This window comes from Candidatus Accumulibacter aalborgensis (assembly GCF_900089955.1).
GTDB lineage: Bacteria > Pseudomonadota > Gammaproteobacteria > Burkholderiales > Rhodocyclaceae > Accumulibacter > Accumulibacter aalborgensis.
Genome location: NZ_FLQX01000107.1, coordinates 27,670 through 48,973, shown reverse-complemented (window position 1 = coordinate 48,973; position 21,304 = coordinate 27,670). Strand labels below are relative to the sequence as shown.

24 protein-coding genes are annotated in these 21,304 nt (G+C 60.7%); 9 read left to right on the top strand and 15 right to left on the bottom strand.

Annotated features, from left to right (window positions below):
• Window positions 1-5 precede the first annotated feature (5 nt).
• Window positions 6-941 (bottom strand): COX15/CtaA family protein, encoded by a 936-nt coding sequence (locus ACCAA_RS09855; RefSeq protein ID WP_186407076.1) that lies wholly within the window; start codon window positions 939-941, stop codon window positions 6-8.
• Window positions 938-1,987 (bottom strand): COX15/CtaA family protein, encoded by a 1,050-nt coding sequence (locus ACCAA_RS09850; protein WP_186407075.1) that lies wholly within the window; start codon window positions 1,985-1,987, stop codon window positions 938-940. Before ACCAA_RS09850 ends, ACCAA_RS09855 begins: the two co-directional genes overlap by 4 nt.
• Before the next feature lie 324 nt (window positions 1,988-2,311).
• Between ACCAA_RS09850 and ACCAA_RS09845 the strand changes: the two genes are divergently transcribed.
• The 7 genes from ACCAA_RS09845 (at window position 2,312) to ACCAA_RS09815 (ending at window position 9,437) form a co-directional block, all read left to right on the top strand.
• Window positions 2,312-2,461 (top strand): hypothetical protein, encoded by a 150-nt coding sequence (locus tag ACCAA_RS09845; RefSeq protein ID WP_015766301.1) that lies wholly within the window; start codon window positions 2,312-2,314, stop codon window positions 2,459-2,461.
• A 30-nt stretch (window positions 2,462-2,491) separates the two neighbouring features.
• Window positions 2,492-3,031: a cupredoxin domain-containing protein gene (locus tag ACCAA_RS09840; protein ID WP_186407074.1), complete on the top strand. Its 540-nt coding sequence runs from the start codon at window positions 2,492-2,494 to the stop codon at window positions 3,029-3,031.
• Window positions 3,032-3,045: 14 nt separating this feature from the next.
• A complete protein-coding gene (locus ACCAA_RS09835; RefSeq protein ID WP_186407073.1) occupies window positions 3,046-4,740 on the top strand; it encodes a cbb3-type cytochrome c oxidase subunit I in 1,695 nt (564 codons plus the stop codon).
• A 157-nt stretch (window positions 4,741-4,897) separates the two neighbouring features.
• A complete protein-coding gene (gene cyoE / locus ACCAA_RS09830) occupies window positions 4,898-5,794 on the top strand; it encodes a heme o synthase (protein ID WP_186407072.1) in 897 nt (298 codons plus the stop codon).
• Between the two features lie 20 nt (window positions 5,795-5,814).
• Window positions 5,815-6,696 carry an SCO family protein gene (locus ACCAA_RS09825; RefSeq protein WP_245754525.1) on the top strand — a complete coding sequence of 294 codons (882 nt, stop codon included), beginning with the start codon at window positions 5,815-5,817 and terminating at the stop codon, window positions 6,694-6,696.
• 126 nt (window positions 6,697-6,822) lie between these two features.
• Window positions 6,823-7,983 (top strand): DNA polymerase IV, encoded by a 1,161-nt coding sequence (gene dinB / locus ACCAA_RS09820; RefSeq protein ID WP_186407071.1) that lies wholly within the window; start codon window positions 6,823-6,825, stop codon window positions 7,981-7,983.
• A gap of 338 nt (window positions 7,984-8,321) precedes the next feature.
• Window positions 8,322-9,437 (top strand): acyltransferase family protein, encoded by a 1,116-nt coding sequence (locus ACCAA_RS09815; RefSeq protein ID WP_186407070.1) that lies wholly within the window; start codon window positions 8,322-8,324, stop codon window positions 9,435-9,437.
• Between the two features lie 96 nt (window positions 9,438-9,533).
• On the opposite strand, the gene ACCAA_RS09810 is transcribed toward ACCAA_RS09815, so the two are convergent.
• Both ACCAA_RS09810 and purB read right to left on the bottom strand, forming a co-directional pair.
• The gene (locus ACCAA_RS09810; RefSeq protein ID WP_186407069.1) at window positions 9,534-9,866 is read right to left on the bottom strand and encodes a zinc ribbon domain-containing protein; all 333 of its coding nucleotides are present in this window, start codon (window positions 9,864-9,866) and stop codon (window positions 9,534-9,536) included.
• Window positions 9,866-11,233, bottom strand: coding sequence for an adenylosuccinate lyase (gene purB / locus ACCAA_RS09805; protein ID WP_186407068.1), 1,368 nt, complete (start codon window positions 11,231-11,233; stop codon window positions 9,866-9,868). The genes ACCAA_RS09810 and purB overlap by 1 nt, the downstream gene beginning before the upstream one ends.
• Window positions 11,234-11,356: 123 nt before the next feature.
• Between purB and ACCAA_RS09800 the strand changes: the two genes are divergently transcribed.
• Window positions 11,357-11,965: a glutathione S-transferase gene (locus ACCAA_RS09800; protein WP_186407067.1), complete on the top strand. Its 609-nt coding sequence runs from the start codon at window positions 11,357-11,359 to the stop codon at window positions 11,963-11,965.
• A 44-nt stretch (window positions 11,966-12,009) separates the two neighbouring features.
• On the opposite strand, the gene motB is transcribed toward ACCAA_RS09800, so the two are convergent.
• Complete coding sequence (gene motB, locus ACCAA_RS09795; protein WP_186407066.1) at window positions 12,010-12,972, bottom strand: flagellar motor protein MotB; 963 nt, start codon at window positions 12,970-12,972, stop codon at window positions 12,010-12,012.
• A 32-nt stretch (window positions 12,973-13,004) separates the two neighbouring features.
• The gene (gene motA / locus ACCAA_RS09790) at window positions 13,005-13,862 is read right to left on the bottom strand and encodes a flagellar motor stator protein MotA (protein WP_186407065.1); all 858 of its coding nucleotides are present in this window, start codon (window positions 13,860-13,862) and stop codon (window positions 13,005-13,007) included.
• A gap of 158 nt (window positions 13,863-14,020) precedes the next feature.
• On the opposite strand from motA, the gene ACCAA_RS09785 reads away from it, so the two are divergent.
• Window positions 14,021-14,560: an NUDIX hydrolase gene (locus ACCAA_RS09785; RefSeq protein ID WP_186407064.1), complete on the top strand. Its 540-nt coding sequence runs from the start codon at window positions 14,021-14,023 to the stop codon at window positions 14,558-14,560.
• Here the strand turns inward: ACCAA_RS09785 and ACCAA_RS09780 are convergent.
• The 9 genes from ACCAA_RS09780 to ccoS all read right to left on the bottom strand — a co-directional run bounded on the left by ACCAA_RS09780 (window position 14,557) and on the right by ccoS (window position 21,303).
• Window positions 14,557-15,249 (bottom strand): TonB family protein, encoded by a 693-nt coding sequence (locus tag ACCAA_RS09780; RefSeq protein WP_186407063.1) that lies wholly within the window; start codon window positions 15,247-15,249, stop codon window positions 14,557-14,559. The two genes, ACCAA_RS09785 and ACCAA_RS09780, sit on opposite strands and share 4 nt — an antisense overlap.
• An 81-nt stretch (window positions 15,250-15,330) precedes the next feature.
• Window positions 15,331-15,471: a DUF3149 domain-containing protein gene (locus tag ACCAA_RS09775; protein WP_186407062.1), complete on the bottom strand. Its 141-nt coding sequence runs from the start codon at window positions 15,469-15,471 to the stop codon at window positions 15,331-15,333.
• 2 nt (window positions 15,472-15,473) lie between these two features.
• Window positions 15,474-16,046, bottom strand: a complete 573-nt coding sequence (locus tag ACCAA_RS09770) for a FixH family protein (protein ID WP_186407061.1) — start codon at window positions 16,044-16,046, stop codon at window positions 15,474-15,476.
• Between the two features lie 5 nt (window positions 16,047-16,051).
• The gene (gene ccoG, locus ACCAA_RS09765) at window positions 16,052-17,467 is read right to left on the bottom strand and encodes a cytochrome c oxidase accessory protein CcoG (RefSeq protein WP_186407060.1); all 1,416 of its coding nucleotides are present in this window, start codon (window positions 17,465-17,467) and stop codon (window positions 16,052-16,054) included.
• 179 nt (window positions 17,468-17,646) lie between these two features.
• Window positions 17,647-18,552 carry a cytochrome-c oxidase, cbb3-type subunit III gene (gene ccoP, locus ACCAA_RS09760; protein WP_186407059.1) on the bottom strand — a complete coding sequence of 302 codons (906 nt, stop codon included), beginning with the start codon at window positions 18,550-18,552 and terminating at the stop codon, window positions 17,647-17,649.
• Complete coding sequence (locus ACCAA_RS09755; protein ID WP_186407058.1) at window positions 18,549-18,743, bottom strand: cbb3-type cytochrome oxidase subunit 3; 195 nt, start codon at window positions 18,741-18,743, stop codon at window positions 18,549-18,551. Before ACCAA_RS09755 ends, ccoP begins: the two co-directional genes overlap by 4 nt.
• Window positions 18,744-18,747: 4 nt before the next feature.
• Window positions 18,748-19,362 (bottom strand): cytochrome-c oxidase, cbb3-type subunit II, encoded by a 615-nt coding sequence (gene ccoO / locus ACCAA_RS09750; protein ID WP_186407057.1) that lies wholly within the window; start codon window positions 19,360-19,362, stop codon window positions 18,748-18,750.
• 13 nt (window positions 19,363-19,375) lie between these two features.
• Window positions 19,376-20,803, bottom strand: coding sequence for a cytochrome-c oxidase, cbb3-type subunit I (gene ccoN / locus ACCAA_RS09745; protein ID WP_186407056.1), 1,428 nt, complete (start codon window positions 20,801-20,803; stop codon window positions 19,376-19,378).
• 287 nt (window positions 20,804-21,090) lie between these two features.
• Entirely contained in the window at window positions 21,091-21,303 is a 213-nt protein-coding gene (gene ccoS, locus ACCAA_RS09740; protein ID WP_186407126.1) for a cbb3-type cytochrome oxidase assembly protein CcoS, read from the bottom strand.
• Between the last annotated feature and the right edge of the window lies 1 nt (window position 21,304).

Genomic DNA, 21,304 nt, shown 5'->3' with positions numbered 1-21,304 from the left:
ACGGGTCAGCGTCGGAGCAGCGTCACCACGGCGGCCAGCAACAGTGCGGCGCAGACGACATGGCTGATCGCCAACCACAGGCTGAAACCACTGGTCACGGTCAGGCTCCCCACGGCGATTGCGCTGGCCAGCAGGACCAGCAGAGTAATCGCCGCTGGGCGCCGCGTCTCGTCAGTCAGCGCCTGCAGCCCGGCACTGCCCAACAGAAGAAGCGTGGCGAGCGCGGCGTAGCGATGCAGCGCATGCAGCGCTATGCCGCCAGGGTCGTCAGCGAGCGGCGTGCCGGAGAGTGTCGCGAAGGGCCGCAGGCCAGCCCAGCCCGCCGCTGGCGGCCACCCAGGAAACCAATCGCCGCCGTAGTCCGGGAACCAGGCGCCCGCCAGCGCCGCATGGCCGGCACCAATCAGCGCGCCGAGCACGACGGTCAGCAACAAGGCAGCGGCTCCCAGATGCAGCAGCACCGTCGGCGCCGTCACACGGTCGAGCAGGGTGCGCGGCCGACTGGCGAGCACGACTTGCCACGAGAGAGCCACCACGCTAAGGCCGCCGATGATGTTCAGGAAACCGACCAGCACCCGCCTCGGATCCGCACTCCAGATGCCGAGCATCGACAGGACGAGCATCAGCAGCAGAAGGAGCGTCGCCGGACGTGCCGCCGACTGAACCGCGGGCCGGCGCCGGCAATCCCAGACCAGAGCGCAGGCCAGCAGCAGTGAGAGCGACGCTGTCGCGCGGTGCAGCAGGCGCGCGACGCTGAGAGGCAGTGCCTGCGGTTCGCCGGCCAGCGACCTGGCGTAGCAGCCCGGCCAATCGGCACAACCGAGTCCGGCAGCGTCAAGGCGCAGGTAGGCGCTCAGCGCAACGACCAGCAGCGAGAGCACGGTCAGCAGCACTGCCGTCGCCCGAATTCTCCGCCAGCGCAGGCCCTGGCTGGCGATCAAGTGGCATGACCCGGCGTACGCTCGACCCGGAGTTCGTGATTCAACCACAACAGCACGCCGAGAACGACCATCGCGCCACCCTGATGCGCGGCGCCCAGCCCAACCGGAACTGCGAGCAGCAGCGTGGCAATGCCGAGCAGGATCTGGACGAAGAGCACCAACAGGAGCAGCGTGGCGGCCCGACGCGCCGGTACGGAAATCGCTGCCGACCGCGTCTGCCACCACAGCCAGGGAACCAGAAAAGCCAGCAGCCAGGCGCCCAGGCGGTGATCAAACTGGACCAGCGCCATGTTGTTGAAGAAATTGAGGTACCATGGATCAATGACAAAACTCTCCGGGGGCAGGAGGTGACCGTTCATCAAGGGAAAACTGTTGTAGGCCTTGCCGGCCCGGATGCCGGCGACCAAGCCGCCGCTGACGACCATGTAGGCGACCAGGATCGACAGCCAGAAACCCGTGCGCTGCACTCCCCGCAGCGGGTCGTCGCTCCTTGCCCGAGAGCGCTCGGCGAGCAGCCCCAGCGCCAGCCAGAACATCGAGACGAAGATCAGGAAAGCCAGCGACAGATGCGCGGTCAGGCGATAGTGACTGACGCGCGGATCATCGACCAGCCCGCTCTTGACCATGTACCAGCCCATCGCCCCCTGCAGACCGCCGAGGACGAAGATCGCCAGCAACCTGGGCAGCAAGGGCCGATCGATCTTGCCGCGCAGCCAGAAATAGACGAAGGGCAGCAGGAAAACGGCGCCGATCAGCCGCCCGAGGACGCGGTGCCAGTACTCCCAGAAGAAAATGCCCTTGAACTCATCGAGCGTCATCCGCTGGTTCACCTGCCGGTACTCGGGCGTTTCCTTGTACTTGGCGAAGGTTTCATCCCACTCACGCTGATCGAGCGGCGGAATGATGCCGACGATCGGTCGCCACTCGACGATCGACAGGCCGGAATGGGTCAGGCGGGTGACGCCACCGACGACCAGGATGGCCAGGACCATGGCGCTGCAGACGAGCAGCCAGACAGCGATTTGTCGACGAGCGATTTTATCCATATGGGGAACCGAGGAGAACGGAAGCGGCAGACGCGGATTATAGGCTCTTTGCCACGCCTGTCGGGCGCCGAATCGCCGGCGACCATGGGTCGCGGGGCCAACGCTGCAATGCCCGTTCCTGCTGGTTTTTCCGCCGATCACGGTGTTTCCGCGTTCTTGACGTGCATCAAATCAAGAACCCGCCAACTGCAGGTATTCTTCGCCCAATTGTGCCCCGACGGGCCAAGGAATTACGGAATTCGACGTTTTCTGCAACTTTGCAACCTGGCAACTTAGCCACTTACCATGCGCCACGAGCGCCAATCAGTGATGGGGGATACACAAATGGCCGACCAAAACGATGACGACATTCCGTTCATGCAGAAGCTGCTGGACAACCACTTCCTGCTCCTCTTTCTCGGCGTGGCGTCACCGGGGCTGCTCTACATCCTGTGGGGAATCATCGACATCATGAACACGCCGGTCGCCCGCTAACCCACGAAGTCACTTCAGGGAGAATCAAATATGAGTGCAATTCTGCCGCCGTCGGATCGGCTCTGGTGGAAGCAACCGATCGACAAGGTCGAGTGGGCGTGGATCGCGATCGCCTTCGTCTGGGGGATGATCATGTTCGCGATGATGATCTACTGGCACGTCTACGGGAAACAGAACCTGTCGAATGAGGCTTACAAAACGACCCCCGAGCTGTTCGGCGCCAAAGCCGAAAAGTTCATTGCCGAGAACACCATCCGTACCGAGACCGATCAGAACATCCCGGTGGTCAAGGTGCCGGCCGGCGGCGATGGCTACCTGATCGCCCGCCTGTGGGCCTGGTATCCGATTCTGGAACTGGAAAAGGGTCAGACCTACAAGATCCACCTCTCGTCGATGGATTACGCGCACGGCTTCTCGCTGCAGCCGGTGAACATCAACATCGAAGTGCTCCCCGGCTATGAGCATGTGGTCAAGATGACGCCGACCAAGGAAGGCACTTATGCCATCGTCTGCAACGAGTACTGCGGCATCGGCCACTCCTCGATGCTTGGCCGTATCTACGTGAAATAAGGGGGAATCAATAGATGGCAACGACCTACCGTACCTGTCCCGTCTCCGGACTGCAATTCGAGGACCAGGCCGAAAAGCTGATGCGCTGGAACGCTGTCGCCGGCGTCCTCTGGCTGCTCGTCGGCGGCATCACCGCGCTGCTGGTCATCCTCACGCGCTGGCCGGCGATCAAGCTGCTGCCGGCCGACCAGTTCTACCTGATTCTCACCGCCCACGGCGTCGACATGCTGATCCTGTGGATCCTGTTCTTCGAGATGGCCGTCCTCTACTTCGCCTCATCGACGCTGCTCCGCTGCCGATTGGCGACGCCAAAGATCGCCTGGCTTGGTTTCTGGCTGATGGTCGTCGGCGGCATCACGACCAATATCGCCATCTTCCAGGGCGAATCGAGCGTGATGTTCACTTCCTACGTGCCGATGCAGGCAGCGCCGCACTTCTACCTGGGGATCATCCTGGTCGCCGTCGGTGCGCTGCTCGGTACGGCCGTTTTCTTTGGCACGCTGGTCGTTGCCAAGAAGGACAAGACCTATCAGGGCTCGCTGCCGCTGGTCACTTTCGGCGCTTTGACGGCGGCGATCATCGCCACCTTCACCATCCTCGCCGGCGCAGGCATCCTGATCCCGACCTTTCTCTGGTCGATCGGCCTGATCAAGGAAATCGACGCGCAGTTGTACCGCATGGTGTGGTGGGGCCTGGGGCACTCGTCGCAGCAGATCAACGTGGCGGCACACGTCTCCATCTGGTATCTGACCGCGGCCGTGATTTTCGGCGCCAAGCCGCTGTCCGAGAAAGTGTCGCGCGGAGCTTTCCTGCTCTACATCCTGTTCCTGCAACTTGCCAGTGCGCACCACCTGCTCTCCGACCCCGGAATGAGTTCCGAGTGGAAGGTACTCAACACTTCCTACTTCATGTATTTTGCGGTCATGGCCTCGATGATCCACGGCTTTACGGTTCCCGGCGCGATCGAAGCGGCGCAGCGGCGCAAGGGCTACACCAACGGCCTCTTCGAATGGCTGCGCAAGGCGCCCTGGGGCAACCCGGTGTTCTCCGGAATGTTCATCTCGCTGGTCAGCTTCGGCTTCCTCGGCGGCATCTCGGGTGTCGTGCTCGGTACCGAGCAGATCAACATGCTGATGCACAACACCTTCTATGTCCCCGGCCACTTCCACACCACGGTGGTGACCGGAACGACTCTGGCCTTCATGTCGATCACCTACCTGCTGGTCCCGGTCCTCTTCCGGCGCGAAATGATCCTGCCGAAACTGTGCCAGATCCAGCCCTACCTGTTCGGCATCAGCATGTCGGTTCTCGGCCTGGTGATGATGGGTGCCGGCACGCTGGGCGTCTCCCGCCGGCACTGGGACATGGCCTTCTCCGGCGCACCGTTCCAGTATGAATGGCCGGGTGCCGCCTACCTGATGATGGGCCTGACCGGGATCTTTGGCGTCATTGCCGTGATTGGCGGCGGATTATGGATCCTGCTCGTCGTCGGTTCGCTGCTGTTCGGCAAGAAGCTTGACGGCGGCAAGGTCTCCAACCAGCCGACGCCGATCCCGGCCAACACCCAGGCCGCGTCGGCGGTCGCGCACGGCAGCGACCACGTCGGCGTTCCCGGCACCGTCGTCCTGGCGCTGTTGCTCTTCGTCTGCTTCGTTCTATACTACTTCGTCAACTGGAAGTACCTGTCCGAGGTCTGGCTGCTGAGCTGATCGGGCAATCTCCCCCACGCTATCGGCGTGGGGGCCTGCCTCAATCGGGCCTGGAGTACAGGCTCGATTCAAGCAGGTCTGAGGTCTGAGATCTGACTCAGCGACCCGATCCGTCCGTCCCATCGTCTTTCAACTGATCGCCAAGCTATCGACGCCAATGCAATCCACACTCCCATCGAACAGCACCCCCGGTTTCCCCTTCCGTGCCATTCTGGGCGTCTTCAAGCTGCGCATTGGCGTCGTCATCACCTTTACCGCGCTGGCCGGACTGGCGGTCAGCCCGGGGCCTGGCCTGAGCCTGCTGCAACTGCTGGTGCTGACCCTGTCGGTACTGGTCTCTTCGGCCAGCGCCGGCGCCTTCAACCAGTATTACGAGCACGACACCGACCACCTGATGGCGCGCACCAGCAAGCGCCCTTTCGTCACCGGCGAACTGCGGCACGGACCCATCTGGCTGCTGGTCATCTGCGCACTGATGGCGCTGTCAGTCGGCAGTGCGTGGCTGGCACTCAACGCGTGGTCGGCGCTGTTCGTCTTTCTCGGCGCTTTCTTCTATGCCATCGTCTACACCGTATGGCTGAAGCGGCGGACCTGGCTGAACATCGTTTTCGGCGGCCTGGCCGGCAGTTGGGCGGTGCTGGCCGGAGCCACCGCCGCCGACCCGCAACCTGGCGGCGTACCGCTGGCGCTGGCGCTGGTGCTCTTTCTGTGGACGCCACCGCACTTCTGGAGTCTGGCGATCGCTTTCCGCGCCGACTACGAAGCGGCCGGCGTGCCGATGCTGCCGGTCGTCGTCGGTGATCAGCGGGCAGCGGACACGATTTTTTTCAGCACCCTGGCACTGGTCGCCGCGTCGCTCCTGCCGCTGGCCTTCGGGCTTGGTGCGATCTACTTCGCCGGCGCTGCCCTCGGCGGCTTCCTCTTCATCCAGAAAGCCTGGCGACTGACGCGTGACCCCAACCGCAAATCGGCGATGGTCTGTTTTCATGCCTCGCTGATCCAGTTGACTCTGGTGCTGCTGGCCGCCATCGTGGACCGACAATTCGCGTTCTGATCTGCCACCGGCCAACGGCAGTGATCGGTCGATCTTTCCGCGCACTCTTCGCATCGCTAGCCTTTCTGGCGGTCAATCCGGTTCTGGCCGACGAGGTCCCTACTGACAAACCCAGGCTCACGGCCCGCCCGCAGGGAATCAACAGCGGCCTGGCACTCACTGCCCTCGACGAAAAAGCGGCTTTCACGTTGTCCCAAAGCGCGATCGGCAAGCCGGTGGGCGACTTCGTCCTGCTCGACCGCGAGGGACGGCCGGTCGACCTGGCGCGTTACCGCGGCAAGCCATTGCTGGTCAGCTTCATCTACACCGCCTGTTTTCAGGTCTGCCCGACGACCACGCGCAACTTGCAGAAAGCCGTCCAGAATACCGTCGGCATGATTGGCGCGGAGCGTTTCAACGTCATCAGCATCGGCTTCAACCAGCCTTTCGACTCGCCGGCAGCGCTCAGGGACTTCGCCAAACAGTACGGCATTCACCTGCCCAACTGGGAATTTCTGAGCCCGGCCCCGGCGATCGTCGGTGACCTGACGCGAAATTTCGGTTTCAGCTTTGTCGCCACCCCGGCTGGCTTCGACCACCTCAACCAGGTGACGATGGTCGACGCCGAAGGACGCATCGTGCGCCAGGTTTATGGCGAAAAGTTCACCGCCGAAGACCTCGCCGAGCCGCTCAAGGGGCTGATCACCGGCTCGGCGATCCCGGCCGAGGTCGGTACTCTCAAAGAGATCATGGAACGGGTCAGGATCATCTGCTCGATCTACGACCCCGTCACCGGCCGCTACCGGACCAACTACTCGCTGTATTTCCAGATTGCCGGCTTTCTCACCTTCGTCGGCTTCATGATCTACCTGTCGATCAATTTCTGGAAGAATCGCCGCCGGAGTGAGTCGAAGGCGCCTTGAGCGGCAGCGGTGCCGCACTCCGCAGGGCAGACCCGACCGACGATACCTGGTCATTCCCGCGCATCATGCCGCCCTGGGGGTCGACAGTCGGCTTCCCGGGCGACCTCCGCCCACCCAATCAGGCACTTGAAAGCGCTGCCGCGCCGCATCGCGCATCTCGACATGGATGCGTTCTACGCTTCCGTCGATCTCCTGCGCTACCCGGAACTGCGCGGGCAGCCGCTGGTGATCGGTGGCAGCAACGCGCAGCAGCCGGTCGTCCTGGTCGACGGCAGTCGGTGCTTCTCTCGCCTGCGCGACTACGTCGGCCGCGGCGTCATTACCACCGCCACCTATGAAGCGCGCGCCCTCGGCGTGGCTTCGGCGATGGGCATCATGAAGGTAGCCAGGCTGGCGCCGGAAGCGATTCTGCTGCCGGTAGACTTTGCCGCCTATCGCCATTACTCGCGGCTTTTCAAGGCCGCCGTCGCGCGTATCGTGCCAGCGATCGAAGACCGCGGAATCGACGAGATTTACCTCGATCTGAGCGCACTTGCGGAAGATTCCCGCTCGCTGGCCCAGCGCATCAAGGAAGCAGTACGCCAGGCCACCGGCCTGTCGTGTTCGATTGCCGTCGCCGCCAACAAGCTGCTGGCAAAAATCGGCTCCGACCTCGACAAGCCCGACGGCCTGACGCTGCTCGCGGCCGATGATCTGGCGCAGCGCATCTGGCCCTTGCCGGTACGCAAGATCAATGGCATCGGCCCGAAGGCGAGCGCACGCCTCGCCGAACTCGGAATCCATGCGATCAGGCAACTGGCGCATGCCGACACGGCACTTCTGCAACGCCACTTCGGTCGCGGCTATGGTGTTTGGCTGAGCGAAGCGGCACACGGCATCGACGACCGACCGCTGCTTACCTCTGCAGAACCGAAGTCGATCAGCCGCGAAACAACCTTCGAGCGCGACCTGCATGTGCGCGACGACCGTGAGACGCTGAGTGGCGTCCTCATCGCCTTGTGCCGACACGTCGCTGAAGACCTGCGGCGCAAGAGCTACCGAGGGCGAACGATCGGCGTGAAGCTGCGCTTTGCCGATTTTCAGACAGTCACGCGCGACCTGACGCTCGCCGCGGCCACTGCCGACGCCCACGACATTCTGCGCGCTGCCCGCGAATGCCTGCGCCGGGTGCCGCTCGAACGTAAGCTTCGGCTGCTCGGCGTGCGCGTCAGCACTCTGGCGACGCGTGCTGACGAGGACGATCCAAGCGAACCGCGGCAGGGCGAGCTGGATCTGACCAAGCGTTGAACTCGCGCAGCCAAGGCTGGCATGACGCTCTAGCTTCAGTGGTGCCTCGCTCCTGTGGCGACCGCGACAATCTCGCAACGGCCATGCTCAGACCCTATGCTATATTGCCGAGAGCAGACACATTCGCTCAGCGCTCGCCGTCCCCGGCGCGGTATTGGCCGGCCTACCGTGGCGGTGACACAATCGGGAGAATTCTTGTTTGACCTGAATTCACGCCGGGTTATTGTTCTATGGATTCTTGAGTCACTCTTTCCGACGGTTTGTTCCTATATGTACCACCCGGGAGTGACCTCAGGGAGATTTTCGGTTGGTGGCCCGATCAGGCGTTTACCTTGCTCATGAAACAATTGTTGTCAATTCAAGCAATCAGAGGCATTGCGGTCCTCGGCGTCGTAGCGTTTCACTCTTTGTCAGTCGAGAGAAAATACTCTGGTGGAGATCTCATTCTTCCCGACTTTTTCAGTTTTGGGCAATCAGGTGTCGATCTTTTTTTCGTGATCAGCGGCTTCGTTATGGTGACGGTAACGAAAGGCCGCTTCGGCCGTAGTGGCGAGATGATGCGCTTCCTTTGGGGGCGGTTTAGCCGCATCTATCCGACTTACTGGCTCTACTTTTTCTTGACGGCGGCTATATTTTTCATCAAGCCGAGTTGGGTCAATTCCTCGCAAGGGCAGCATGTCCAGCTGGTCTCCTCATTTTTCCTCCTGCCCGGCAACCAATTGCCGCTGGTCATGGTTGCCTGGTCGCTCATTCACGAACTATGGTTCTACCTCGTGTTTGCCGTTCTGCTCCTACTCCATGAGTGCTTGCTATTGCCTGCGCTGCTTTCATGGGGCACGATAATCATCGTGATCAATCTTGTTTTTTCGGTTGGCGATTTTCCACCAGCGGCGCGCATTGCCCTTCACCCGTATTCTCTTGAGTTCATCATTGGCGCACTGGTGGCAATCGCTATTTCGAAAGATTCGGTTCCGCATTTGCCAGCACGTCACGCCAGCATCTTGATCAGCCTTGTTCTGTTGGTCGGGATTCCCGCTGTTTACGCTCTCGATATTATTAAACAGGAAGGCCTCTTACGAGTCGTCACCCTTGGCTCCCTGTACGGGCTTCTGGTGCTCTCCGTAATGACGCTTGAGAAGCTGAATAGATTTACCCTGCCAAAATCGCTGCAATTCATCGGTGATATGTCGTACTCTGTATATTTGTCTCATGTTCTTGTACTGTCCGCAGTCGGCCGGTTATGGCTGCTGACATCCCCGCTACCGGATAGCTTGCTGGACAATATTATCGCCGTCCTGACCATGCTGGCAGCGGTTCTGGGCTACGGCTGGCTGGGTTATCGTGTGGTTGAGCAGCCCATATTGCAACTGTCACATCGTCTGCGTACCCGCTGGTTTGAAGAGGGTGGCCGGAATACTCTTGAGCCGGTAGTCAACACCGAGCTTAACCGATGAAGCTTTATGCAAACTGGTACCCGCAGACACGACGTCTACCGGGAAGAAGTCAAGGCCGTTGGCGCCGTCTCTGTCAGCCGTTAAACCGTCCCACCTTCACCGCCTCCGGCTGAGGATTGCGCCTCCGATCGCGCCAGCGGCACCGCAGGCAAGGGTGATCGCCAGCACCAGTTGCCCTGTCGCTTGCTCGGGTCCGACGAGCGAAGACCAAACGGCGCTGAACAGGCCACCGGCCAGCAAGCCGAAAACGCCGCCGATGAAAAAACCCCGCTTGGTCGCCCCGCGCCGACCATCCTCGCCGCAACAATACGGGCAGTAGAGCGCGCTGCGAGGCACGGCCTGCTCGCAACTCGGGCAGACGATCGTCTCCGGGTCGGCGCCGGTTGCTAAGGTTTCAGGCGCGTTCGCGGGGGCTTGTGGTGTGCGCATCAAATTCTCCGCGCCAGCGTGGCCGCCAGGCCCGTATAGTCCCCTGGCGTCAGCGCCAGCAGATCAGCCCTGGCCGCAGCCGGAATCTCCAGTGTGGCGACGAAACGCTGCATGTCGGCGCGCGAGATGCGCTTGCCGCGGGTCAACTCCTTGAGCTTCTCGTAGGGATTCTCCACGCCGTAGCGACGCATCACCGTCTGTATCGGTTCGGCCAGCAGTTCCCAGTTGGCGTCGAGATCGGCATGCAGGCGCTCGGCGTCGGCTTCCAGCTTGTTGAGGCCGCGCAACAGCGAATCGTAGGCGAGCAGCGTGTAGCCGAGAGCGACGCCCATATTGCGCAGTACCGTCGAATCCGTGAGGTCACGTTGCCAGCGCGAAACCGGCAGCTTCTCGGCGAGATGGCGCAGCAGGGCATTGGCCAGCCCGAGGTTGCCTTCGGAATTCTCGAAATCGATTGGATTGACCTTGTGCGGCATCGTCGAGGAACCGATTTCGCCGGCCTTGACTTTCTGCCTGAAGAAGCCCAGCGAGATGTAGCCCCAGATGTCGCGGTTCAGGTCGACGAGAATCAGGTTGGCCCGTGCAAAGGCATCGAACAGCTCCGCCATGGCGTCATGCGGCTCGATCTGTATCGTATAGGGATTGAATTCGAGACCCATGGATTCGACGAAACGTCTGGCCAGGCTTTCCCAGTCGTAGCCGGGGTAAGCCGCAAGATGGGCATTGTAATTGCCAACCGCGCCGTTCATCTTGCCAAGCAGCCTGACGCTGGCAATAGCCGAACGGGCCCGTGTAAGGCGATAGGCCACGTTGGCCATCTCTTTGCCGAGCGTCGTGGGTGTCGCCGGCTGGCCGTGCGTACGCGACATCATCGGCAGTTCGGCGAAGGCGTGCGCCAGTTCCCGAAGGCGGCAGAGAACGCGGTCGAGCATCGGCAGCATCGTTTCGTCGCGCGCAATCTGCAACATCAGCGCGTGCGCCAGGTTATTGATATCCTCGGAGGTGCACGCAAAGTGGATGAACTCGGCGACGCGCATCACTTCTGCGTTGTTCGCCAGACGCTCCCTGATCCAGTACTCAAGCGCCTTGACGTCGTGGTTGGTGACCGCCTCTATTTCTTTGACCTCGCCAGCCTCCAGCGGACCGAAATCAGCCACCAGCGCGTCCAGTTCAAGCAGCGTTTCCGAGGCGAACGGCGGAATTTCGCTGAAATGGGGCTCAGCCGCCAACAGCTTGAGCCATTCGATCTCGACCTGCAAGCGGCGACGGATCAGGCCATATTCGGAGAACACAGGCCGCAGCGCATCCAGCTTGCCGGCGTAACGACCATCCAGCGGTGAAAGGGCGGTAAGGGCAGAAAAAGACATCCGGGTGGTCCTTGATACGGGTAAGGAGCAAGCCCGCATTTTACCCGTCCGTGAGCTGCACCCGTAAACTGGATGTGGCGGCGATGCTATAATTGTTAACAGTCTTTTACCATCAGGAAGCAGATGAAGCTCATCGGATCACTGACCAGTCCCTTCGTTCGCAAAGCGCGTGTCGTTCTCGCAGAGAAGAAGATCGACTACGACCTTGACATCGACTCGCCGTGGACGCCGGAAACCCAGGTCGCCAACGTCAATCCGCTGGGCAAGATCCCGATCCTCGTCCTCGACGACAACACCGTCCTGTTCGACTCGCGCGTCATCGTCGAGTACCTCGACAACGTCGCGCCAAACAACAAGTTGATGCCCAGCCCCAATCGCGAGCGCTCCGAAGTCAAGCGTTGGGAGGCCTTGGCTGACGGCGTTTGCGACGCGGCAGCACTGGTCTTTCTGGAGAAGAAGCGGCCTGCCGCGCAACAGGGGGGCGACTGGATCGCCCGTCAGGAAGACAAGATCAGCCGCAGCCTGGAGTTCATGGCCGTCGAGCTTGGCGACAACACCTGGTGCATGGGAACGCATTTTTCACTCGCCGATGTCACTGTCGGTTGCGCGCTCGGCTACCTTGTTTTCCGCTTCCCGGAAATCAACTGGCAGGAAAAGCACCCCAATCTCGCTCGCCTTTACGACAAGCTGATGCGCCGCGCCGCCTTCCTGGAAACCATTCCCCAAGCCTGACGGACTGAGCTGCACAAGCTGCCGGGGCCGCGGACCCGGCCAGTTCATTCCTTGCGGCCTAGACCGTGCGGTGGAGAGAGCGTGCTGGCGTCTATCCCCTCGCCGCCGACCTCGACCGAATCCCCCTTGCCGTCTTCCTGCAACAACGCTTCCTCGGATCTCTTGTTCAGGACGATGATGCTGATCCGGCGATTGATCGAACTCAAGGGGTCGTTCTTGTCGAACAGGACAGTGGACGCCAGGCCAACGACGCGCAACACCTTGTTTTCGTCCATTCCACCGGCAATCAGTTCTCGCCGGGAAGCATTGGCACGATTGGCCGAAAGCTCCCAGTTCGAGAAACCTTTGTCGCCGCCGCCATACTGCGCGGCGTCGGTGTGACCTGACAGGCTCAACTTGTTCTGCACGGCATTGAGCGCCTTGCCAATCTCGCGCAGGATGACTCGCGTATGCGGCTTCAGGTCGGCACTACTGGTGTCAAACATTGGCCGATTCTGCTCGTCTACGATTTGAATGCGCAGACCCTCGCTGGTGATGTCGATCAACAGTTGGCTTTTGAATTGTTTGAGCGCCGGGTTGCTCTCGATCAATTTCTCGATGCTCTTCTTGAGATCTCCGAGCAGGGCCTTCTCGCGCTCTTCAAAATCCTTGCGCGCCTGCTCGGCATTGGCTTCTTTGAGATTCACGGCCTTGCTCTTGGCATCGATATCGCCCGCCTTGACCTGGCCGGCCCGGCGCGTCAAGTCCTTGCCGCCGGCCTTGAGAATGCTCGAACTGTCGCCGCTTCCGGACCCCCCTTGCGAAGCGATCTTCAGCGGATTCTGAAAATAATCGGCGATTCCCTTCAGGTCACCGCTGGCCGTCGAGCCGAGTAGCCACATCAGCAGAAAGAACGCCATCATCGCCGTCACGAAGTCGGCATAGGCGATTTTCCACGCCCCTCCGTGGTGACCAGCAGCGACCTTCTTGATGCGCTTGATGACGATCGGTCTTACGTCTTCAGTCATTCAACCTCTCCGATCAATTGCCGCACGATGGCTTACTTTCCCTTGCGAGCCTTGAGTTCGTCTTCGAGTTCGCGGAAAGTCGGGCGAACCCCGGAGACCAGCGTCTTGCGTCCAAACTCGACGGCAACCTGCGGCGCGTAGCCGGACATCGAGGCCAGCAAGACGACCTTGATCACCTGGTAAATTTTCGCGCCGTCCTGTGCCTTCTGCTCCAGCAGGCTGGCCACCGGTGAGACAAAACCGTAGGCAATCAGGATGCCGAGGAAGGTGCCGACCAGGGCCCCACCGATCATCTTGCCCAGCACAGCCGGCGGCTCACCGACAGATCCCATGACATTGACCACACCCATCACGGCCACGATGATGCCGAACGCCGGGACAGCGTCAGCGACTTTGGATACCACGTGACCGGGTGTCTCGGCCTCGTGGTGGTGCGTCTCGATTTCGATGTCCATCAGGTTCTCGATCTCGATGGCATTGAGATTGCCGCCGACCATCATGCGCAGATAATCGGTGATGAATTCCATGACATGATGGTCCTCGGCAAGCGACGGGTACTTGCCGAATATCGGGCTGTCGTGAGGGTTTTCGACGTCGTTCTCGATCGACATCAGGCCCTCCTTGCGCACCTTGGCCAGAACCTCGAAGAGCATCGCCAAAAGGTCGACATAAAGAACCTTGGTAAACTTCGATCCCTTGAAGATCCCCGGCAGCGCGCCAACAGTGGTTTTGATGATCTTGAGATCGTTGCTGGCCACAAAGCCGCCGATGGTCAAACCAACGATGGCGACGTATTCCAGGGGTACCCACAGCGCGGCCAGACTGCCGTGCACCGCATAGGTTCCGAGTGCTGCCACCAGAATGATCACGTACCCAACAATCAGAAACATCCAGTACCCCTTGTCATTGCGCGTTCTGCGAACGTCGCTGGCTGAAGATCGTCACTGTCGCGCATTGTAGCCAGATTGCGCCCCTGAGGCACCGGGAAAGGCGCAATGAAGGATAAACTAGGCACATTGATCAGACAACGGGCAAGGGAGTTTCAGCAATGAAGTTCTGCGGTCAATGCGGCGAAACAGTCAGGCTTCTGATTCCGGAAGGCGACAACCTGCCCCGTCACGTGTGCCAGGGCTGCGGCACGATTCACTATCTCAACCCCAAGCTGGTGGTCGGCTGTGTCGCCGAGTGGCAGGACCAGATTCTGCTCTGCCGGCGCTCGATCTCGCCGCGCTATGGCTTCTGGACACTGCCAGCCGGCTTCATGGAAAACGGCGAGTCGACGGCCGAGGCGGCCAGGCGCGAAACGCTCGAGGAAGCGTGCGCTCAGGTCGAGATTTGTCAGCCGTTTTCCCTCGTCAGTGTGCCACATATCAGCCAGGTGCACCTCTTTTACCGTGCCCGGATGATCAGCAAGTGCTTCTCTGCCGGCCTCGAAACCCTGGAGACGGCGCTCTTCGCCGAGGAAAACATCCCTTGGCAGCAGCTTGCCTTTCAGAGCGTTACAAGCTGCCTGCGCGCCTATTTTGCCGACCGCAAGGCTGGTCGCTTCACGTTCCACGAGGAAGAACTGCGGCCAGCGAACGGTTAGTGATCGGCAGTCAGCGAGAACTCAATCGGCAACAAGACCCGAAACGCCCTGCCCTTGAGACGCTCAGGCAGCGTCGTGGCCGCCGTTGCCTGTTCGATCATCGACATTGCCTGCTCATCCAGGGCAGCCCGTCCGCTTGATCGTACGAGCGAAATTGCGGGGGCAGGCTGCCAGGCAGTCACATCGAGTGCTACCTCGACAGTCCCCTCCCATCCCCGCTCCCGCGCCAGCGAGGGGTAGCGCTTGAAGCGACGTGCCGCTATCGCCAGGGCGACACGGTATTGGCGCAGGTCGTCGGGGCTGACGCGTTCTGGCGTCGCTTCCAGGCTGCCGCTGACCTGCGCCGGGAGCGCAGATGGCAAGACCTGCTCGGGCGCCAACGTCGCCGAGGCCACCGCAGGGGACTCCGTGGCGGTCGCAGGCAACACGGCCTGCATGGGGGGAACGCGCCGCCGCAGCGTCGCGGACGGGGCAGCCGGCGGGGACGGCAGAACGGGGACGCCGACTACAGGCTGTGGTCGCGGCACCGCGACCACAGCGGGGCGAACACTGATTACCGCCTGGATCGTCGGGGTCGCCACTTCCAGGCGGACGGGCGACACCGTGTGGACACGGATCAGGAGTGCAGCGTGAAGCAGCACCGATACCGTCAGCGCCAATAGCAAATGGCGTACTGGCGCATCAGGCATCAATGCTCTCTTGATCTCCCCAGCCACGCCTGCTCCGGGAACCCTGCAACGCCAGTGGCCAAAAGCGTCCTGGCTGCTGGGCTATTTACTGGCTTGCCCCTCGTCCTCACGCATTTTCTTGTTGTAGAAATACGGAAACCAGATCGCCATGCCAATGATGAAGACAATCACGAATACGCTGAACAGCCCGTAGTCACTCGAAAACAACAGATCCCAAGCCATGCTTACCTCCCGTCGGAACTTCCATTAGCTCTGGCCACGAACTTGGCAGACGCCATCCCGCGCAGGGTCGAATCCTTCTCCGTGACCCAATCGCCCACCAGGCGCCATTGCTGCTTGTCGTCCTCGAGGGTAGTGTGCCAGCGACCAGGCGGCAAAGGTACCAGCGAGCCGGTGTACACGCCCGCCGACTCCAAATGCAGCAGCACGTTCTGATCGAAGCCCGGGCGCGTCGGATGCGCAATGCGCAAGGCAAGCGCCTCGGGCAAGTGCACGCCCTGGTGCGAGCGGAGCAAAACCCTGATTCGCCCGCCGTCAGCGCCAAGGACAAACTCGGCCTCGATTCCCAGTTCAGCCGCTCGATGATCGCGCTCCGTGCGCTGATTTACGGTCAGGCCCTGCTTGTAGTAGTCGTCCTCGACCAAACCATCATTGGTGACCACTGCCAGGTAGGCGGTGAACAGACCCGCCACAATGGCCGTCGCCGGGCCAAGCATGAGCAACCATGGCCACGGCTGGCGGTACCACGGTTGGCTGGCGGAATATGACTTCAGAGTTCTCGGATTAACGGTATTCATGGCACTCATGGCAGGAAGAAGCTCGTTTTCTCGCGCACCGCGATCTGATCGTTATTCTCGGCCCTCACCTCGAAGAAGATCTGGTTCGCGCCCTTGTTGCCGGTCCCCGGCTGAACACGCGCGGAGAGGGCCACGGTGGTTGACGACGCTGCGGGAATCTCGACCTGGTGATCGCCGACAATATCAATCCCCTCGATACCGCTGACCGCAATCGAATAACGATGCGCCGAGTCGTCGGTATTCGAGATGTGAAGGCGGAACACGTTCTCGATGCGTCCATCGTCGGCCTCACGTGACAAGGTCGAGCGGTCGCGCAGCACATCGACCTTCAGTGGCACGCGGTGCGCCAGACTCCACACCGCCGCCAGGACAATGGCCAACAGAATACTGGTATACAGCAGGGTTCTGAAGCGCAGCAGGTGGCCGAACATCTCGCCCACGGAGTAGTGCTTTTCCAGGGCATTCTCGGTCGAGTAGCGAATCAGGCCGCGCGGCGAACCCACCTTGTCCATCACCTGGTCGCAGGCATCGATACAGGCCGCGCAGGCGATGCATTCGAGCTGCAAACCGTTGCGAATATCGATTCCCGTCGGGCAGACCTGAACACAGATGCTGCAGTCTACGCAATCCCCCAAAGGTTGCGCGCCGGCAGCGGCTCCCTTCCGGCGCAGACCCCGCGGCTCACCCCGCGCGGGGTCATAGCTGATGATCAGGGTGTCCGGGTCGAACATCACGCCCTGAAAGCGGGCGTAGGGACACATGTACTTGCACACCTGCTCGCGCATGAAACCGGCCATCATGTACAGGAAGGCGGCATAGAAAAAAATCCAGAAAGCCTCCCACGGTCCCAACTCGAACGAGGCCATCCCGCTGAGCAAGTCCTTGATCGGTGTGAAATAGCCGACAAAGGTGATCCCCGTCCAAAGGGCGATCAGCAGCCACAGCGAATGCTTGATCAGCTTCAGCCGGAACTTCCGTGCGTTCATCGGTTGCGCGTCGAGCTTCATGCGCGCCGGCCGCTCACCCTCGATCTTGCGCTCGATCCACATCAGGATCTCGGTGTAGACCGTCTGTGGGCACGCGTAGCCACAGAACAGGCGGCCACCAATGGCGGTGACCAGAAACAGTCCGTAAGCCGAAATCACCAGCAGTATCGCCAGATAGATGACGTCCTGCGGCCAGAAAACCATACCGAAAATGTAGAACTTGCGTTCAACCAGGTGAAAGAGGACCGCCTGCCGCCCGCCCCATTGGAGCCAGCACAAACCATAGAACAGCGCCTGGGTGACAAAAACCATCGCCCAACGCCAGTTGTTGAAGCGCCCCGTTACGCTGCGGGCATGGACGGTTCTGTGCTTCTCGTACAAGCCATCGACGTTGATGGGAATTGCCTTGGCCTTGCTGCCGGCCGTGTCAACCATGATCTTGGCTCCGATCCATTTCAGTATTACACCAAACTCTAATGCTACATTCCGGCGTGATTGTAGCCTTGATGTGAATCAGCCATGGAGTAAATACGGCATGCCCCCCGCGCGCAACGGGTTGGCAGCAAAAAAAACGGAGCGGCTACACTACGGCCGCTCCGCCAATCTGGCGTCGCTTACTGGCTGCCGGCGCCGGAGCCAAGACTCAGCACGTAAGCGGCCAAAACGTGCACTTTTTCTTCGCCGAGGAACTCTTTCCACGCCGGCATCTGATTGGTGCGGCCCTTGGTGATCGTCTCGATGATCGTCCCTTCCGAACTGCCGTAGAGCCAGATCTTGTCGGTCAGATTCGGCGCTCCGACGGCGTGCATACCCTTGGCATCAGGCCCATGACAGCCGGAGCAGCCGACCGAATTGAAGGCTTCCTGACCCTTGGTCACGCGCACCGAATCGGCCGGCAAACCGGAAAGCGAACGCACGTAGTTGGCCAGATCCTTGATCGTCTCGGCGCCGAGTTGAGCGTGCGGCGGCATCACACCCATACGGCCGTTGCTGATCGTCTCGACGATCGTCTCCGGCTCGCCGCCCCACTGCCAGTCATTGTCAGCCAGGTTGGGGAAGCCCTTCGAGCCCCGCGCATCGGCACCATGACACTGCATGCAATAGGTCAGATACAGCCGTTTGCCCGTCTCGACGCCTTCCTTGTCCGCGGCCAGCGCCTTGAGGTCCATCTTCATGTATTTGTCATAAAGAGGTTTGGTCTGCTCGTCGGCCTTGGCTTTTTCTTTCGCCCACTGCCCATCGGACGACCAGCCAAGGACGCCCTGGTAACTGCCCAGCGTGGGATAGAGCACGCAATAGACCAGCGAGAAGATGACCGTGATATAGAACAGCCACATCCACCACTTTGGCAGCGGGTTGTTGTACTCCTCAAGGTTCTCGTCCCACACGTGCCCGGTCGTGTCCCCTTTGCCAGGAGTCGTGACGCTTTGCGTCCACAGCAGGACGCCGCAGGCGATGATGCTGACCAGCACCAAAAGAATGACGTACCAGTTCCAAAACTGATTGACAAAATCGCTCATGATGCTTTCCTTTCCCGGTTGCGATCCAGGCCGAGTTCGGCCCGCTCCGCTTCTTCATCTGCGAAGGGCAGCATGGCCGCTTCTTCGAAGCGCTTCTTGTTGGCCTTCACGCCGTAAGCCCACCAGACGATCCCGAGGAAAGTCAGGAAGGAGACCACCGTGACGATGGCCCGCAGATCGTTGATGTCCATGCGCTTATTTCGCGTTCTTCAATTCGAGGCCCATCCCCTGCAGGTAGGCGATCAGGGCGTCGAGCTCGCTCTTGCCCTCAAGCTGCTTCCTGGCGCCGGCGATTTCTTCATCGGTATAGGGGACACCGACCTTGCGCAGCGCGCGCATCTTGGCCTCTATGCTGCTCGCATCAGCGGGCGCCTTCTCGAGAAAAGCGAACGCTGGCATGTTCGACTCGGGAACCAGATCACGCGGATTGATCAGGTGAGCACGGTGCCATTCGTCCGAGTAGCGCCCACCGACACGGTGCAGGTCCGGCCCGGTGCGCTTGGAACCCCATTGGAACGGATGGTCATAGACGAACTCGCCGGCGACCGAATAATGCCCATAGCGCTCGGTCTCGGCACGGAATGGACGGATCATCTGCGAGTGACACAGGTAGCAGCCTTCGCGAATGTACACGTCACGCCCCGTCAGGCGGACCGGGTCATAGGGCTTGAGTCCGGTCACCGGTTCGGTGGTCGATTTCTGGAAGTACAGCGGTACGATTTCGACCAGGCCGCCGACGCTGACCACCAGCAGAGTCAGGACAACCATCAAACCGACATTACGTTCAATTGCGTCATGCGTAAGTTTCATTTCATTCCCCTCCTCAGGCGTGGTTAGCCGCCGGTTGCAAGACCAGCGCGTCATCAACCGCCCGGCCACCGGCAATCGTCTTGACCATGTTGTAGGCCATGATCAGCATGCCGCTCAGGAAGAGGCAGCCACCCAGGAAACGGATCGCCCAGAAGGGATACGAGGCCTTGACCGATTCGACAAAGCTGTAGGTCAGCGTACCGTCAGCATTCACTGCCCGCCACATCAGGCCCTGCATGACCCCGGCAATCCACATCGACGCGATGTAGAGCACAACGCCGATCGTGGCCACCCAGAAATGCACGGTGATCAATTTGACGCTGAACATTTCGGGCTTGGCGAACAGACGCGGCAACAGGTAGTAGATCGAGCCGATGGAAATCATCGCCACCCAACCCAGCGCACCGGAGTGTACGTGTCCGATCGTCCAGTCGGTGTAATGCGACAGAGCATTGACCGTCTTGATGGCCATCATCGGGCCTTCGAAGGTCGACATGCCATAGAACGACAGCGAGGTGATCAGGAACTTGAGGATCGGGTCGTCACGCAGCTTGTGCCATGCGCCCGACAGCGTCATCACGCCGTTGATCATGCCGCCCCACGAAGGCGCCAGCAGGATCAGCGAGAACAGCATGCCCACCGACTGCGTCCAGTCGGGCAGCGCGGTATAGTGCAGGTGGTGCGGACCGGCCCACATGTAGGTAAAGATCAGCGCCCAGAAGTGCACCACGGACAGCCGGTACGAATAGACCGGGCGACCGGCCTGCTTCGGTACGAAGTAGTACATCATGCCGAGAAAGCCCGCGGTGAGGAAGAAGCCGACCGCGTTGTGGCCGTACCACCACTGCACCATCGCGTCCTGCACACCAGCATAGGCCGAGTAGGACTTGGTCAGCGAAACCGGGATGGCGGCGCTGTTGACCACGTGCAGCAGCGCAACGGCAAGAATGTAGCCGCCATAGAACCAGTTGGCCACGTAAATGTGCGTGACCTTGCGCTTGGCGATGGTGCCGAAGAAGACGATTGCGTAGGCCACCCAGACCACGGTGATCAGAATGTCGATCGGCCATTCGAGTTCGGCATATTCCTTGCCCTGAGTGATACCCAGCGGCAGGGTGATCGCCGCCAGAACGATCACCAGTTGCCAGCCCCAGAAGGTGAAGGCGGCCAGACCGTCGGAGAAGATTCGCGTATGGCAGGTACGTTGCACGACGTAATAGGAGGTGGCGAAGAGGGCGCAACCGCCGAAGGCGAAAATGACCGCATTGGTATGGAGCGGACGCAATCGGCCGAAATGCAGCCAGCCCATGTTCAGTTCCGGCCAGACCATCTGGGCGGCAATGATCACGCCGACCAGCATTCCGACAATCCCCCAGATGACGGTCATCACGGCAAACTGCCGCACCACCTTGTAGTTGTATGTTGACTGAGTTTCCGACATGGACTCACCTCTTTGTTGACCAAATAACCGGCTTTCACCGCCCTGAATGCCCTTATGCTGAGCACTGATTTTGCGGATGCTATTCTACCCCGATGGGCGCTCATTTGACACAGATCAAGCTCTCCGGCGGCAACAGACGCCTGCTCGCAGACAAAAAAAGGGTGCGTCGAAACGCACCCGAACCCCAACAGAGAAACCTCCCTGAACACCCCAGGCACGCACTGCCGAAGCGTCCACCCCATAGAGAGACATTATCCCGGCCCGCCGGATCGACGTCTTGACCTCGGTCAACAATGATCTTGAAAAGGCCTGACCGTTGGAGCGGGCGGAACCTCGCCCGCCACCGCTTTCGGTGGCGGGCTGTCGTCGTCCATGAGGATGCGGTAGGCCGGCCCTTCCAGATCGTCGAATTGACCGTTGCGCAGTGACCACCAGAAGGCGATGCCGATCAGGAAGACCAGCACCACGGAGATCGGAATCAGCAGATACAACGTTTCCATC

Bases quoted from the DNA above. Each gene is read 5' to 3' on its own strand.
- ccoG (WP_186407060.1), bottom strand. From the start codon at position 17,467: ATGGTTGACACGGCCGGCAGCAAGGCCAAGGCAATTCCCATCAACGTC.
- ACCAA_RS09835 (WP_186407073.1), top strand. From the start codon at position 3,046: ATGGCAACGACCTACCGTACCTGTCCCGTCTCCGGACTGCAATTCGAG.
- ACCAA_RS09800 (WP_186407067.1), top strand. From the start codon at position 11,357: ATGAAGCTCATCGGATCACTGACCAGTCCCTTCGTTCGCAAAGCGCGT.
- ACCAA_RS09840 (WP_186407074.1), top strand. From the start codon at position 2,492: ATGAGTGCAATTCTGCCGCCGTCGGATCGGCTCTGGTGGAAGCAACCG.
- ACCAA_RS09815 (WP_186407070.1), top strand. From the start codon at position 8,322: ATGAAACAATTGTTGTCAATTCAAGCAATCAGAGGCATTGCGGTCCTC.
- ACCAA_RS09810 (WP_186407069.1), bottom strand. From the start codon at position 9,866: ATGCGCACACCACAAGCCCCCGCGAACGCGCCTGAAACCTTAGCAACC.
- ccoO (WP_186407057.1), bottom strand. From the start codon at position 19,362: ATGAAACTTACGCATGACGCAATTGAACGTAATGTCGGTTTGATGGTT.
- ACCAA_RS09755 (WP_186407058.1), bottom strand. From the start codon at position 18,743: ATGGACATCAACGATCTGCGGGCCATCGTCACGGTGGTCTCCTTCCTG.
- ACCAA_RS09770 (WP_186407061.1), bottom strand. From the start codon at position 16,046: ATGAATACCGTTAATCCGAGAACTCTGAAGTCATATTCCGCCAGCCAA.
- ACCAA_RS09850 (WP_186407075.1), bottom strand. From the start codon at position 1,987: ATGGATAAAATCGCTCGTCGACAAATCGCTGTCTGGCTGCTCGTCTGC.
- ACCAA_RS09785 (WP_186407064.1), top strand. From the start codon at position 14,021: ATGAAGTTCTGCGGTCAATGCGGCGAAACAGTCAGGCTTCTGATTCCG.
- ccoP (WP_186407059.1), bottom strand. From the start codon at position 18,552: ATGAGCGATTTTGTCAATCAGTTTTGGAACTGGTACGTCATTCTTTTG.
- ccoN (WP_186407056.1), bottom strand. From the start codon at position 20,803: ATGTCGGAAACTCAGTCAACATACAACTACAAGGTGGTGCGGCAGTTT.
- ACCAA_RS09780 (WP_186407063.1), bottom strand. From the start codon at position 15,249: ATGCCTGATGCGCCAGTACGCCATTTGCTATTGGCGCTGACGGTATCG.
- motB (WP_186407066.1), bottom strand. From the start codon at position 12,972: ATGACTGAAGACGTAAGACCGATCGTCATCAAGCGCATCAAGAAGGTC.
- motA (WP_186407065.1), bottom strand. From the start codon at position 13,862: ATGTTTCTGATTGTTGGGTACGTGATCATTCTGGTGGCAGCACTCGGA.
- purB (WP_186407068.1), bottom strand. From the start codon at position 11,233: ATGTCTTTTTCTGCCCTTACCGCCCTTTCACCGCTGGATGGTCGTTAC.
- ACCAA_RS09775 (WP_186407062.1), bottom strand. From the start codon at position 15,471: ATGGCTTGGGATCTGTTGTTTTCGAGTGACTACGGGCTGTTCAGCGTA.
- cyoE (WP_186407072.1), top strand. From the start codon at position 4,898: ATGCAATCCACACTCCCATCGAACAGCACCCCCGGTTTCCCCTTCCGT.
- ccoS (WP_186407126.1), bottom strand. From the start codon at position 21,303: ATGGAAACGTTGTATCTGCTGATTCCGATCTCCGTGGTGCTGGTCTTC.
- ACCAA_RS09845 (WP_015766301.1), top strand. From the start codon at position 2,312: ATGGCCGACCAAAACGATGACGACATTCCGTTCATGCAGAAGCTGCTG.